12 protein-coding genes and 1 riboswitch are annotated in these 13345 nt (G+C 37.5%); of the genes, 6 read left to right on the forward strand and 6 right to left on the reverse strand.

Translation table 11 applies throughout. The features are described from left to right. Window positions 1-41: 41 nt before the first annotated feature. The 3 genes from dbpA to glnS all read right to left on the reverse strand — a co-directional run bounded on the left by dbpA (window position 42) and on the right by glnS (window position 3857). On the reverse strand, window positions 42-1418 hold the full coding sequence (dbpA, locus tag ACYQ0E_RS08035; protein ID WP_460187716.1) for an ATP-dependent RNA helicase DbpA: 1377 nt from the start codon (window positions 1416-1418) through the stop codon (window positions 42-44). A 325-nt stretch (window positions 1419-1743) separates the two neighbouring features. Next, the gene (locus ACYQ0E_RS08040; RefSeq protein WP_460187717.1) at window positions 1744-2181 is read right to left on the reverse strand and encodes a DUF3010 family protein; all 438 of its coding nucleotides are present in this window, start codon (window positions 2179-2181) and stop codon (window positions 1744-1746) included. After that, window positions 2178-3857 (reverse strand): glutamine--tRNA ligase, encoded by a 1680-nt coding sequence (glnS, locus tag ACYQ0E_RS08045; RefSeq protein WP_460187718.1) that lies wholly within the window; start codon window positions 3855-3857, stop codon window positions 2178-2180. The genes ACYQ0E_RS08040 and glnS overlap by 4 nt, the downstream gene beginning before the upstream one ends. Before the next feature lie 338 nt (window positions 3858-4195). Here glnS and ACYQ0E_RS08050 point away from each other — a divergent pair, with 338 nt between their 5' ends. Further along, the gene (locus tag ACYQ0E_RS08050; RefSeq protein WP_460187719.1) at window positions 4196-4474 is read left to right on the forward strand and encodes a peptidylprolyl isomerase; all 279 of its coding nucleotides are present in this window, start codon (window positions 4196-4198) and stop codon (window positions 4472-4474) included. Window positions 4475-4541: 67 nt separating this feature from the next. Beyond that, window positions 4542-5366 (forward strand): DnaJ domain-containing protein, encoded by an 825-nt coding sequence (locus ACYQ0E_RS08055; RefSeq protein WP_460187720.1) that lies wholly within the window; start codon window positions 4542-4544, stop codon window positions 5364-5366. A gap of 106 nt (window positions 5367-5472) precedes the next feature. Here ACYQ0E_RS08055 and fghA read toward each other — a convergent pair whose 3' ends face one another. The 3 genes from fghA to ACYQ0E_RS08070 form a co-directional block, all read right to left on the reverse strand. Then, a complete protein-coding gene (gene fghA / locus ACYQ0E_RS08060) occupies window positions 5473-6330 on the reverse strand; it encodes an S-formylglutathione hydrolase (RefSeq protein WP_460187721.1) in 858 nt (285 codons plus the stop codon). A 46-nt stretch (window positions 6331-6376) separates the two neighbouring features. Then, window positions 6377-7486, reverse strand: coding sequence for an S-(hydroxymethyl)glutathione dehydrogenase/class III alcohol dehydrogenase (locus tag ACYQ0E_RS08065; protein ID WP_460187722.1), 1110 nt, complete (start codon window positions 7484-7486; stop codon window positions 6377-6379). Window positions 7487-7850: 364 nt separating this feature from the next. Then, window positions 7851-8408: a DUF2058 domain-containing protein gene (locus ACYQ0E_RS08070; RefSeq protein WP_460187723.1), complete on the reverse strand. Its 558-nt coding sequence runs from the start codon at window positions 8406-8408 to the stop codon at window positions 7851-7853. Between the two features lie 214 nt (window positions 8409-8622). Here ACYQ0E_RS08070 and ACYQ0E_RS08075 point away from each other — a divergent pair, with 214 nt between their 5' ends. The 4 genes from ACYQ0E_RS08075 to ACYQ0E_RS08090 all read left to right on the forward strand — a co-directional run bounded on the left by ACYQ0E_RS08075 (window position 8623) and on the right by ACYQ0E_RS08090 (window position 13176). Continuing rightward, on the forward strand, window positions 8623-9252 hold the full coding sequence (locus tag ACYQ0E_RS08075) for a LysE family translocator (protein ID WP_460187724.1): 630 nt from the start codon (window positions 8623-8625) through the stop codon (window positions 9250-9252). A gap of 165 nt (window positions 9253-9417) precedes the next feature. Next, window positions 9418-10125 carry a DUF3581 family protein gene (locus tag ACYQ0E_RS08080; protein WP_460187725.1) on the forward strand — a complete coding sequence of 236 codons (708 nt, stop codon included), beginning with the start codon at window positions 9418-9420 and terminating at the stop codon, window positions 10123-10125. Between the two features lie 24 nt (window positions 10126-10149). After that, window positions 10150-10344, forward strand: a complete 195-nt coding sequence (locus ACYQ0E_RS08085; protein WP_460187726.1) for a hypothetical protein — start codon at window positions 10150-10152, stop codon at window positions 10342-10344. A gap of 329 nt (window positions 10345-10673) precedes the next feature. Further along, a riboswitch (cobalamin riboswitch) is annotated at window positions 10674-10907 on the forward strand. A gap of 439 nt (window positions 10908-11346) precedes the next feature. Continuing rightward, window positions 11347-13176 carry a TonB-dependent receptor plug domain-containing protein gene (locus tag ACYQ0E_RS08090; protein WP_460187727.1) on the forward strand — a complete coding sequence of 610 codons (1830 nt, stop codon included), beginning with the start codon at window positions 11347-11349 and terminating at the stop codon, window positions 13174-13176. Window positions 13177-13345: the final 169 nt, after the last annotated feature.

The raw sequence follows: 13345 nt of genomic DNA on the forward strand, positions 1-13345 counted from the left end.
AAAAGTAATAATCTATTCAATATTAATATATAAAACAGTAATTAAACACGCCCTACTTTGAATTTACGGCCTTTAATTTTATTTTCGTTTAACCCTCTTACCACTTCAGATTCGTAACCACGCTCAATGGCCACATAGCTTGAATGGTCAACCACATCGATTTTACCCACATGCTTGCCATCTAAACCGATTTGTTTGGTAATCGCCCCCAAGATATCACCACGGCGTACTTTGTCTTTACGCCCACCTGATATATATAAAGTCACAAATTCAGGCTGTACTCGGTTAGAACGTGATTGAGGTAAACGCTCAATGGATTCATACTCTAAAGCATGACCTTGATAAGAACTTAAATGATCTAACTTATAACGTTCTTTTTCGGTAAATAGGCTAATGGCTTTACCTTCTAACCCTGCTCGCCCTGTGCGCCCAATACGGTGCGTATAGGTTTCTTGGTTTCTTGGTAACTCATAGTTAATCACCGCAGGTAAAGCTTCAATGTCTAAACCACGTGCGGCCACATCGGTCGCCACTAAAAAGTTAGTGCTGTGATGCTTAAAACGAATTAAAATTTGTTCACGCTCACGCTGTTCCATATCGCCGTGCAAAGCAACCGCATCAAACCCTTTGTTTTTTAAAAAATCAATCACTTCTTGCACTAAGGCTTTGGTGTTACAGAAAATCATAGCGTGTTCAAATTCATTCACTGACAAAATACGCACTAAACTGGCTAATTTATCTTTGTGCTGACACATATAAAAGAATTGTTCAATACTGTCGGCATCGTGATGAGATTCCACCGCCACTTGCATTGGGTTCTTTTGAAAACGACGGCTAATATATTCAATATCATCAGGAAAAGTGGCTGAAAACAGTAATGTTTGACGTGTATGTGGCGTGTAACCAATAATATCAATCATCTCTTCTTTAAAACCCATTTCTAACATGCGATCAGCTTCATCTAAAACCAAAGTATGTATATTTGAAATATCGAGATTATTTTTTTGAATATGGTCTTTTAAACGCCCTGGCGTACCAACAACAATATGTGCACCATGTTCTAAAGAGGCAATTTGCGGACGCATAGGAATACCGCCCGATAAAACAATAATTTTAATATTGGCTTGAAAACGCGCTAAACGTCGTAGCTCTTCGGCCACCTGATTACTCAGTTCACGCGTTGGGCAAATCACTAAACCTTGCACCGCCTTGTTTGCCATATCAAGTTTATTGAGCATAGGAATACCAAATGCCGCTGTTTTACCGCTACCCGTTTTAGCCTGAGCAATCAAATCATGCCCACCCAAACCTAAAGGCAAAGCCTCTTCTTGAATAGGCGTCATTGAGTGGTAACCCAACTGCTCTAAGTTTTGTAACTGCGACTTAGGAAGATCAAGATGTTCAAAATTACTTGGCATGAATTTACTCATTTAATGTTTATGTTTTGGTTTTGGTGTTCACCACGAAGGTTTTTAATTAATCACAAAGGCTTTTTAATTCACCACGAAGTCACGAAGACACGAAGTTTTTAGAATGATTTTTACATAATTAAAGTAAGCCACAGGACATAGCAGGCCTTTATCTCCCCTTGCGGGGTGTAGTAAATTTAAAAAGCAATTCCAAATTAATCGTTCTTTAAACCTTATTAAAACTCTGTTTTTCTTCGTGACTTCGTGTCTTCGTGGTTCAATTTTTTTAAACGTGTCTTCGTGGTTCAAAATAATCAAAAAGATTTAAAACCAATTACCATTCATGCTTGCTAGCATAATAGGCAAAAGCCGCCATAAAGGCGGTTTCTTGGAATTTTTTAAGCCCTGTTTCTGCAAAGGTAATAGGTAATGGATAATGTTTTAAATGTGCTTTTTGATCCGTTGGATTCATTAAAACGACTTTTAGATGTTCAATTAACTGCAAAGTGGCTTCTAATTTAAAGCCATTCGCTCCACCTGCAAATTTACCCTTTTTCATGCGCTCTCTAATGACCACGGTATCGACTTGGTAATCTTTCATTAACTGCACAAATGTCTTTTGAAAGTACTTTAAATCATTTGCTGTATCTGGGTTTTGACAGGTAATGCGGCGCACTCGGCAATCGGGTAGATTAAACAGTTCATTTTCTACCGTTAGTAAGGTAATAACGGCATCATTACCTGTTAACTCTACACCACAAATTCGCATCATTTTTTGCTCCAAGTGTCGCGTAAAGCAACAGTACGGTTATAAATTTGTTTTTCACCTGATTGATTATCTCGACAAAAATAACCTTCACGCTCAAACTGGTAGGCTTTTTCTGGTTCTGAATTTACCAGGCCTGGTTCTATAAATCCGTGTTTAACAATTAAAGATTCTGGATTAATTACAGCTTCAAAATCCGCTTCTTTAGCAGGGTTTTCTACCGTAAATAATCGGTCGTACAATCTAAATTCTGCCGCAACGGCTTTGCTGGCTTCTACAAAATGAATTACGCCTTTTACTTTACGACCATCGGCAGGATTTTTACCGTGTGTTTCTGGGTCATAAGAACAATAAACAGTCGTTACATTGCCATCCGCATCGTATTCAGCACGTTCACCTTTAATGACATAAGCATTACGCAAACGTACTTCTTTATTTATGGCCAAACGCATATATTTACCATTTGGTGCAACTTCGGTAAAGTCGGCACGGTCAATATACAATTCACGACCAAAGAAAATCTCGCGTTTACCCATCTCTTCATTTTGCGGATGAATCGGTGCCATTAAGACTTCTGGCTCTCCATCAAAGTTTTCTATAATCACTTTTATCGGGTCTAAAACGGCCATAGAACGTGGAGCAACCACATTTAAGTCATCACGTACTGCCGCTTCTAAAATACTCATTTCAGTCATGCTATCTACTTTTGAGATACCAATACGTTCGGCAAAATCACGAATGGACGCGGGTGTATAACCACGACGACGCATTCCCGAAATAGTTGGCATACGAGGGTCTTGCCAACCTTCTACTAATTTATCGTCTACTAACTGATGTAATTTACGTTTAGACATAACAGTATATTCTAGGTTTAAACGTGAAAACTCATACTGGTGTGGACGATCCGGTCTTTGAAAATCGCTTAGATTATCTAAAACCCAGTCATACAAACGTCGATTGTCTTGAAACTCAAGCGTACATAAAGAATGGGTAACGCCTTCTATACCATCTGAAACACAGTGCGCATAATCGTACATTGGATAAATACACCATTTATCACCCGTTTGGTGATGGTGTGCAAAACGCACTCGGTAAAGTGTTGGATCACGCATACACATAAACGAAGAGGCCATATCAATTTTGGCACGTAATACACACTCACCTTCTTTAAACTCGCCGTTTTTCATTTTGGCAAATAGAGCTAAATTCTCTTCTATTGAGGTATTACGATATGGACTGTCTTTACCTGGCTCTTTAAGGCTTCCGCGATATTCTCGTGTTTCTTCAGCATTTAAAAAACAGACGTAAGCCAAGCCTTTCTCAATAAGTTCAACTGCATAGGCATAAAACTGGTCAAAATAGTTTGATGAATAACAAATATCGCCTGACCAGTGAAACCCTAACCAAGTCACATCTTGCTTAATAGAATCGACATATTCAATGTCTTCTTTAGCAGGGTTAGTATCGTCGAAACGTAAGTTGCACCCGCCGTTATAGTCCTGCGCGACACCAAAGTTTAAGCAAATAGACTTGGCGTGACCAATATGCAAATAGCCATTAGGTTCTGGCGGAAATCGCGTTTGCACAGAGTCATGTTTATGACTACTTAAATCATCATTAATAATATTGCGAATAAAATTTACTGGACGTTCTACTTCTGCGGATTTACCGTTGTTACTCATTTATCTAAAACCTGTTCAAATACGGATATGACAAACCTAGTAATTCACTAAGTTTATAAAGAAATTAATGCCGCAAATTATAGCATTAAAGATTAAGGGGTATTCAAGAGAACTTGAGATTAACGTCGACATTAAATACTAAGGCTCTTACGATTGTGAAGTTGCTTTAACTTAACGGTTTTAACTGTACGTTTAAAAAGAATGCTCCTAATTCCTGCAGAGTATTTAAGGTCATAAGTCAGACCAGGCCTGGTAAAATCTTCATTGAAGAATACTGCGAAGTGAATAAACAAACACTATAATAAAATGCTCAATCATATTCTAAAGAGAGTACAAAGATGGCTTTAGCTTGCGCTAGACATATTTTGGTAAAAACCAAAGAAGAGGCTGAAAAAATCAAACAACAGCTCGCCAAAGGCGCTGATTTTGCATCTATGGCTAAAAAGCATTCACTATGCCCTTCTAAAAAGAAAGGCGGTAACTTAGGTGAATTTGCACCTGGCACTATGGTTAAAGCATTTGATAATGTGGTGTTTAAATTACCCGTTTTAACGGTACACGGTCCGATTAAAACCAAATTTGGTTATCATTTAATTGAAACCATCTATCGAAGTTAACTTATTGATTTAAAATATTCATTTACCCTATTAATCACCTATTAACCATTTATTCAAAGGAAACACATTGCGCTTTATTAAAGGTCTATTTTTAATCATTCTTTTTCTCTTTTTAAAGATTATTCATTTATTGTTTAAAGGGTCACGCAAAACCGTAGATATTGGCGTAGATGCTTATAAATCTGTTAAAAACAGTGAAAGTTTTGATGAAGCTTATAAAAACTTTACCAGTAACCAATACAGTAAATCTCGTTTAAGCGTACCTGAAGAAGTGATTGCTTTAATGGCAAAAGTAGCCAAAAGTGATGGGCAAATTAGTCGTTTAGAAATTGAGTTTATGAGCGACACCATTAAGTCAATGGCGCACGCTATGCAACAGGCAGGCCTACCAAAAGCGATTATTGATGTTACCAAAAAACGTTTATTTACTTTAGCGAATCAGGCCAAACAAGACGACAACCCCACCGCTTATTATTGCCAATCTTTAAAACAGACTGGGGTAGAAGTTCGCCGTGGTGCTTTATTGCAAATGATCTCTTTTGCCACTTTGGACGGTTTATCAGAGAGCACGAAAGAATTAATCTTTGAAATTGGCGGATTATTTGACTTTAGCCATGAAGAAGTTGAACAGTTTATTGACCAAGTACGCGGTGGTTCAGCGGGTTCTTACGCCAGTACCTTTGCAGATTCTGACCCTTATAAAGTATTAGAATGTAATGAATCTGATGACTTTTCTACCATTAAAAAAGCCTATCGCAAACTGGTTAAACAAAATCATCCTGACTTTATGCACGGCCAAGGTATGGACAATGAAGATATTCAGAAAGCGACTACAAAAATGCAAGATATAAATGCGGCGTATGAAGAGATTAAACGCCGCAGAGGTGAGTAATTATTAGAGAGCGCTAACCCGTGTAAAAACTTGTTAAACAAAAAAAACCGCTAAGCAAGTTATAACTGGCTTAACGGTTTTTTTGCCTAATACACTCTACTTTTACTTATTTTTGTAAAAGTGCCTTAGCGTGATAAGCGATATGCTCACCAATAAACGTAGAAATAAAGTGATAACTATGGTCATAGCCCTCTTGCATTCTAAGTTGCAAGTTAATGCCTTTATCGTCACACGCTTTTTGTAAACTTTCTGGTTGTAATTGGCCTTCGGTTAAAAACTCATCCGCCGTACCTTGATCGACCAAAATCGCCCCGCAAGAAGCGCCGTTTTCAATCAATTTAACGGCATCATACGCCGCCCAATCACTTTGATTTTCTTCACCTAAATACGCGGTAAAACACCCTTGTCCCCAACCACAATGCATTGGATGACAAATGGGCGAAAACGCTGAAACCGATTGAAATACCCCAGGATTTTTTAACGCACAAATTAATGCACCATGCCCACCCATAGAGTGGCCACTAATTGACTTTACACCTGTAACAACAGGGAGATACTGTTCAATTAAACCTGGCAATTCTGCGGTAACATAATCATACATTTGGTAATTCTGAGCCCAAGGCTCTTGCGTTGCATTCACATAAAAACCCGCACCTTGCCCTAAATCATAACGTTCGGCTTCATCGGCCACACCATCACCACGAGGGCTAGTGTCTGGCATAACTAAGGCAATACCATGCTCGGTCGCATAACGTTGTGCTCCGGCCTTAACTCGTACATTATCGTCAGTGCATGTTAAGCCCGACAACCAGTACAAAGCAGGCACGGCCTGAGTTTCTGCTTGGGGAGGCAGATACACTGAAAACGTCATATTACAATGGCAAGTATCAGAAAAATGGGTGTAACGGTTAAGAAAACCGCCAAACTCTTTAACACTTTCGATCTGTTTGATTTTTTGATTCATCTCGTTACCTTTCATTATTATAAAAAGTTATCTTAAAAAGAGTTTTTTAAAAAATAATAACTGAGCGAATACTTTCTCCACTGTGCATTAAATCAAACGCTTTGTTAATATCTTCTAAGCCCATCGTATGAGTGACCATTGAATCTAACTCAATTTCGCCATCCATATAACGGTCAACATAACCTGGAAGTTCACTACGACCTTTAACGCCACCAAATGCACTACCTTGCCAAGTACGCCCAACTACTAGATTAAACGGACGAGTAGAAATCTCTTGACCAGCACCAGCCACACCAATAACCGTAGAAACACCCCAACCCATACGGGTACATTCAAGTGCATCACGCATAACATCCACATTACCAATACACTCAAATGAGTAATCAACACCGCCATTCGTTAACTCTGCAATGTATTCACTGACTTTACCATCTACTTTTTGCGGGTTTACAAAATCGGTCGCACCTAATGCCTTAGCCATCTCCCATTTACTTGGGTTTATATCCACCGCAATAATACGCGATGCTTTGGCCATTACCGCACCTTGAATACAAGAAAGACCAATACCACCTAAACCAAATACGGCAACTGTAGAGCCTGGTTCAACCTTAGCCGTATTTAGCACCGCACCAATACCTGTTGTGACACCGCAACCTAATAAACATACTTTTTCAAGTGGTGCGGCTTTATTGATTTTGGCTAAGGCAATTTCAGGAACCACCGTATATTCAGAAAAGGTTGAACAACCCATATAGTGATAAATAGGTTTACCATTTTTAGAAAAACGACGCGTTCCGTCTGGCATATAACCTGTCCATACTGTGCTCGCAATGGATTGACATAAATTACTTTTAGTAGAGTGACAGTATTCACACTCACCACATTCAGGAATATATAATGGAATAACATGATCGCCTGGCTTTAAATCTTTAACACCAGGTCCACATTCAACCACCTCACAACCGCCTTCATGCCCTAAAATAGCAGGAAACACACCTTCTGGATCATTACCAGACAAGGTAAAAGCATCGGTATGACACACGCCAGATGCAATGACTTTTAATAAGACTTCACCTTCTTTTGGGCCTTCAACTTCAACTTCTTCAATTTCTAAAGGTTGCTTTGGCGCCCAAGCGACTGCTGCTTTGCATTTCATATTTATTAAGTCCTTTCTATTTTTTGGTATTTGATATAGAGGGAGTTGAACGAGTTCAATAAAAAACAAGAACAAAAGTGGAATCATTTCATCTTGCTAAAAACCTAACTCTAAAACTCTAAGTGATGGGTATTTTCAATTAAAACCTAAAAAAAACTATACCCTCAAAGGGGTACCCATATAAATCTTTATGTATCAACAGCTTTAAAATATAAAGCTATAAAATGCTATAGCAGGCTTTTGGCCTATTGAATTTGTTTTGAACCGTAAGATAAAACTATTGAAAAACGACCTGACAATAAATGCGCATAAACAAGCTAAATAACACAGCTGTTTGCTTAAGTTTGTAGATATTTAAACAGAATTACCAAACTAAATCATCTGGAATTTCAAATTTAGCATAGTAGTCTTTGTCTTCTTGTGACATAGAATCATCACTTGTTACCGCGCTAATTAATACCGATTCATCGCGTTTTATAATTTTTTCTGCTGCTTCCACTGAAATCAAGGCATAACCGTCTTTAAATCGAGCAATACGCAATGCATCAATACTTAATTGTTTATGTGTTTTAGCATTAACATGCAAAGTTTTAACCACTGCACCATCAGCAAAGTTATAAGCCATATCGCCATTAAAGTCTTTAAGCTTATTGGATTCTATAATTTGTACTAATTCTGCTTTTTTAGCTTTTTCAGCTTGTTCTTGCTGACGCTGTAAATTTAATTGACGATCGCGCTCGGCTTTTTCTTGGGCCGCTTTGGCCGCTAGTTGCGCCGATTCACTCACAACGGTTTGGCCTTTTTTGTTTTTATTGGCTTTACTTTGTTTATTCTGTTGCTGTTTTTCACGTTGAATCTGCTTGGCTTTTTTGTCGTTTACTAAACCTGATTTTTTCAACTGATCAAATAGAGAACCTGCCATCTTTTTGCCTATATTTTTTATTAAGGCCACTATTCTAACCGAATAATTTCAAGCACGTCCTTGTACGCAAGAATCTTTAAATAAAAAAATGCACTTTTTCTGATTTAAAAAGATTAAAAGTATAAAACGACAACAACTCAATCGTTATTTACGGTTAAAATTGTTCAACTTTAATTTTTAATTCAAAATCTTTTATTTTTTAGAGCATTCTATTGTGATTCCAACTGATTCCATTTTTACCTTTATCATTGCTTCATTTGTACTGATCGTCTCACCAGGTCCAGATTTGATTTTTGTAGTAACTCAATCTGCCATTCAGGGTGTAAGGACAGGTATTTTAATCACATTAGGTTTGGTGTCTGGTCTCGTGTTTCATACTTTATTAGTGGCATTTGGTGTTGCCGCTATTATTATTGCCTCGCCCGTTGCATTTACGGTATTAAAAACAATTGGTGCTTTATATTTACTCTACTTAGCCTGGCAAGCATTTAGAGCGCATTCAAATAAATTAAAAGCTGAAAAGAACATACCTAAAACAGCATTTCAACTATACCGTCGCGGTATTTTTATGAATATTACCAACCCAAAAGTCACCGTGTTCTTTTTAGCTTTTTTACCTCAATTTGTTACAACAAGTAATGACCAATCGGCTCTTTATCAAATATTTGAATTAAGCGCCATTTTTACGATTATAGGATTAATCTCTTTTATTACCATTGCATTTACTGCTGGCAAACTTGGTAACTGGCTTAATCAATCGGATAAAGCGCAACTGTATTTAAACAGAATTGCGGGTATTGTTTTTACCGCCCTTGCGGTAAACCTATTACTTTCAAGTATTTAGTAACAATAAAAGCTCCCTTAAAACAGGTAAATAACGTAAAATACCTATGTAGTTTTACCAGGCCTGGTAAAACTAATTGGTAGAAAAAGGTGCTTATTTTCATATATTTGAGTATTATTCCCACTTTGTCATTTTTGCTTATCATTTTCATTAAACCGAGAAACTATGTATTTAGACGCCTTTTATGCTATTCAAAACAATTTAATTCAAATCACACCAGAACAAGGCAGTCGCTTTGCCAAAGAGATTTCGGATGACTTTAACCCGTTACATAATCCAGAATCTAAACGCTTTTGTGTACCAGGTGACTTACTGTTTGCTTTAACTTTAGCCCGTCTTGGTTTATCAAAAAAAATGGTTTTTAACTACACAGGCATGGTCGGTAAAGGCGCCGAACTCTGCATTCCTGATACCGATGAAAAAAGTTTTACCATTAAAGGTGGCAATGAAAAACCTTATTTAAATGTGACTCGTGATGGCGAAATCACTTCAGATATGACTCTAATTGAAGCCTTTTCTAAAGCCTATGTTGCCTTTTCTGGACGTAGCTTTCCGCATATTTTAGTGCCATTAATGCAAAAACATAATGTGATGATTAACCCATTAAGACCTATGATTATCTATGAAAGCATGGCATTTGAATTTGATGATTTAAATGTCACTCAACCATTGTTAGAATTAGACAATAGCCAACTAAAAGTAGATGGTAAACGTGGCATTGTGCGTTTAGAATTTACCATTATGGATAACGATACCCAAATTGGTAAAGGGTACAAAACCATGGTAATGAGTGGCTTGCGTGAATATGAGCAAGAACAGGTAGACACCTTAATTGAGCTATACGAATCATCTAAAGCCAACTACACCGCTTAAAAGTATAACCAAGGTTTTATAAATATGCCCCATACAACTGAACTTAGTAAAGAATTAAAAGAGTGGCTAGAAATACGCGCTAAACACCTTAAACTAAAAGCAAATATTTCTGCTGATGGTGGGCATATTATGCTTAAGTCTACCGTTTATGATCCTGAAGCGTTAGACGAACCATTAAAAAGCGAAGCTATCGCTTATTTTAAAAACAGAAACCTCTAAAACCTTATTACAGGCAAAAGAATAAACAACAACGTTAAACTTCGTCTATTTTTTCTGTATATCCCTAAATAACGCACTTATAAAACCCACCAACCAAAGAGTGTCCATCCCTCTTCTGCTCTTAATTGCAAAAAACGTTATTTAGACTCTAAACACCTAATTTACCAGGCCTTACATATCCTCTGGCCTTCTCTATCATGTAAGCACAGGACATGTCCTGTGACCGTCTTTGTTATGTGAGCACAGGACATGTCCTGTGACCGTCTTTGTGATGTGAGCACAGGATCAAATATAAAATAGTTAAACCCTTGCATTTAATTTTCTACCTTGTAAAATCTTATTTTTTAGGTGCATGAGATATTTACACGTTTATTTTTTGTAAATATTCTTACGTTAAACGGGAAGATTGGTGCGATTGTCTTAATAAAACAATCCATTCCTACGCTGCCCCCGCAACGGTAATAGAGAAAACAGATTAATTTTGCCATTGGAACAGGACGTTCTGAGAAGGCAATCTGAAACTGCTCTTAAGCCCGGATACCGGCCTAAAAATCGAGTTTATCGTTTTTATATACGTTATCTCAACCCCGATTGCGGTGGGCAATACGGAGATAAGCCAAATACACCAATGTTTTACCCATAACATTCACTAGAGTAATTTATCTTACCAGGCCTAGTAAAACGTTTACCGCCTGTCCGTTTGCCTTTGTTCAATACATGGGCACCTCGATTGACCCTAAATTTAATTCTGACAACGCCAAGTTTTATAGATCAAGGCGTGGGTGTGAAATAATGTCTAGACCTTATAAACATTCACAACACAGAGCTATAAAACTTGGCTAAGTCCCGTTGGGTGGGACGTAAAGACTACTTTTTTGTTGTTATAGGCCTTGAACTTAGATGACTAAGGCCTACACCCTACGCCTAAAATAAGTGATCTTTACGTTCCGCAGAATTCAATTTAGAGTCAATCGTGGTGCCCGCATGAATTAAAGGAAAATCATGAAACTTTCACAAATCTCTGCGGCTATTTTAGCGGCCTCTTTTTCACAAACCGTCTTTGCCGACGCCACAAATTTACACAATGTTGTTGTGACAGCAAACAATATGTCTCAAAACATTCAATCCGTAACCAGCCAAGTTAACGTTATTACACGTGAAGATATAGAACAAAAAAATTATCAAATTTTAGGTGATGCCCTAAAAAGTGTCACTGGTATCACGGTTAAAAACACTGGTGGATTAGGCAAGTCGAGTTCCATTTTTATGCGTGGCGCCTCTTCGTCTGATCGTCAGGTATTAATTTTAATTGATGGCATTGAACAAACCGATCCAGCAGCTTTTGGTGCCAACGTAGCCAATATGCTTTTAAGTAATGTTGAACGAATTGAAATCTTAAAAGGTCCACAATCTGGTGTTTGGGGTGCAAATGCCTCTGCAGGTGTGATTAATATCATCACCATAAAAGGCCAAAAAATCGCCAATGTAAATGTTGAAATGGGCTCTAATAATACAAAAAAACTAGCAACGACATTAGGTGCGAGTAATAAACAGTTTGATTTTGCATTTCATCTTGAAGATATTAGCACCGATGGTTTCACAGCTATAAAACCTTACCATTCAAATGAATCTAGCTATGAAGACGATGGATTTAACCAAACCGATGTTTCTTTTAAAATGGGCATAAATATCACCCCAGCCCATCGTATTGAAACGCTTATTAAAAATACCAATGCTAGCAATGAATATGACTCGGGAACGAATCCCGGTGATGCTTCTTCTTATAATGACAATGAAATCACTACTCGCCAACTACAATATTTATATAACCAAGATAAAATCAATGGCCGTATTTATATTAATGAGCAGATTTTAAACAGTAGTTTTAGCAGCGGTTATAAAACCGAGGGCTTAATTGAAAGTTTAGGTGGTCAGATGGGTTACCAATATGGTCAACAAAATGCGTTAAATGTTTCTCTTGAGAAAAAGCATTTTAGAGATACATTAAGTGATACCGAATATACCAATACAGGCTATGCCATTGCCAATAACCATTACTTAACACCCTCTTTAATCCTAAATGAAGCGTTGCGTTATGACGACTATGATAACTTTGACAATGCCACTACAGGTAAATTAGGTTTAAAAAACCAATTTACAGATCAAATATTTATTGCGGCTAATTACGGTACAGGCTACAACGCCCCTTCTTTGTACCAAGTAAGTAGACCTGCCAATCCAACGGAGCTAAAACCCGAATCCGTTGAAGGTTATGAGTTTACCTTAGGCGCTTATGGTGCTGAAGTTACCTACTTTAATAGCGTAACAGAAGATTTACTGGATTCACAAGGTTCTTGGCCAAATAGTTACTATGTTAATGCCGATGGAAAAACCACCACTGAAGGTTGGGAACTAAGCTATCAAAAGGAACTCAATGCCATTAATACCCATTTTTCAGTCAATGCCACATGGCTTACTGCTAAAAATGAAAACAAAGAGCTTAAAGCCTATATTCCTCAACAGCAAGCCAGTTTAACGGTTGATAACTATAGTATTAGCAATCTACATTTAGGTTTAGAAACACGTTATACCGGCACAAACTATTCCGCTGACGATGAACTTGGGGCGCAAATTGGTGAATATTTTGTTACTGACTTTAATATTGATTACCAGGTAAATAAAAATCTAAACGTCTATGCAAAAGTCGTTAACCTTACTGATGAAGATTACATAACCAGTGTTGCTGACTGGCCTGCAACAAATGTAACACCAAATTATGTTTACGCTAACGGTGGTCGCCAGTTCTTTGTTGGTGTTCGTGGTAGTCTTTAATTTATAAAAATTAAACGATTTGTAAGAATGGATAATGATTTATCTAGGCTTATAACAGTTAAATAACAGTTAAAACAAACACACGGCTTAATATTACTAAGCCGTGTGTTTGTTTATGTAAAAATGATTGATAAAAATGATACCTAGCCTCTGTGCTAAATAATCGAGA

The sequence above is a fragment of the Thiomicrorhabdus hydrogeniphila genome (assembly GCF_054656895.1).

Bases quoted from the DNA above. Each gene is read 5' to 3' on its own strand.
- glnS (WP_460187718.1), bottom strand. From the start codon at position 3,857: ATGAGTAACAACGGTAAATCCGCAGAAGTAGAACGTCCAGTAAATTTT.
- ACYQ0E_RS08090 (WP_460187727.1), top strand. From the start codon at position 11,347: ATGAAACTTTCACAAATCTCTGCGGCTATTTTAGCGGCCTCTTTTTCA.
- ACYQ0E_RS08040 (WP_460187717.1), bottom strand. From the start codon at position 2,181: ATGATGCGAATTTGTGGTGTAGAGTTAACAGGTAATGATGCCGTTATT.
- ACYQ0E_RS08070 (WP_460187723.1), bottom strand. From the start codon at position 8,408: ATGGCAGGTTCTCTATTTGATCAGTTGAAAAAATCAGGTTTAGTAAAC.
- fghA (WP_460187721.1), bottom strand. From the start codon at position 6,330: ATGAATCAAAAAATCAAACAGATCGAAAGTGTTAAAGAGTTTGGCGGT.
- ACYQ0E_RS08050 (WP_460187719.1), top strand. From the start codon at position 4,196: ATGGCTTTAGCTTGCGCTAGACATATTTTGGTAAAAACCAAAGAAGAG.
- ACYQ0E_RS08085 (WP_460187726.1), top strand. From the start codon at position 10,150: ATGCCCCATACAACTGAACTTAGTAAAGAATTAAAAGAGTGGCTAGAA.
- dbpA (WP_460187716.1), bottom strand. From the start codon at position 1,418: ATGCCAAGTAATTTTGAACATCTTGATCTTCCTAAGTCGCAGTTACAA.
- ACYQ0E_RS08080 (WP_460187725.1), top strand. From the start codon at position 9,418: ATGTATTTAGACGCCTTTTATGCTATTCAAAACAATTTAATTCAAATC.
- ACYQ0E_RS08065 (WP_460187722.1), bottom strand. From the start codon at position 7,486: ATGAAATGCAAAGCAGCAGTCGCTTGGGCGCCAAAGCAACCTTTAGAA.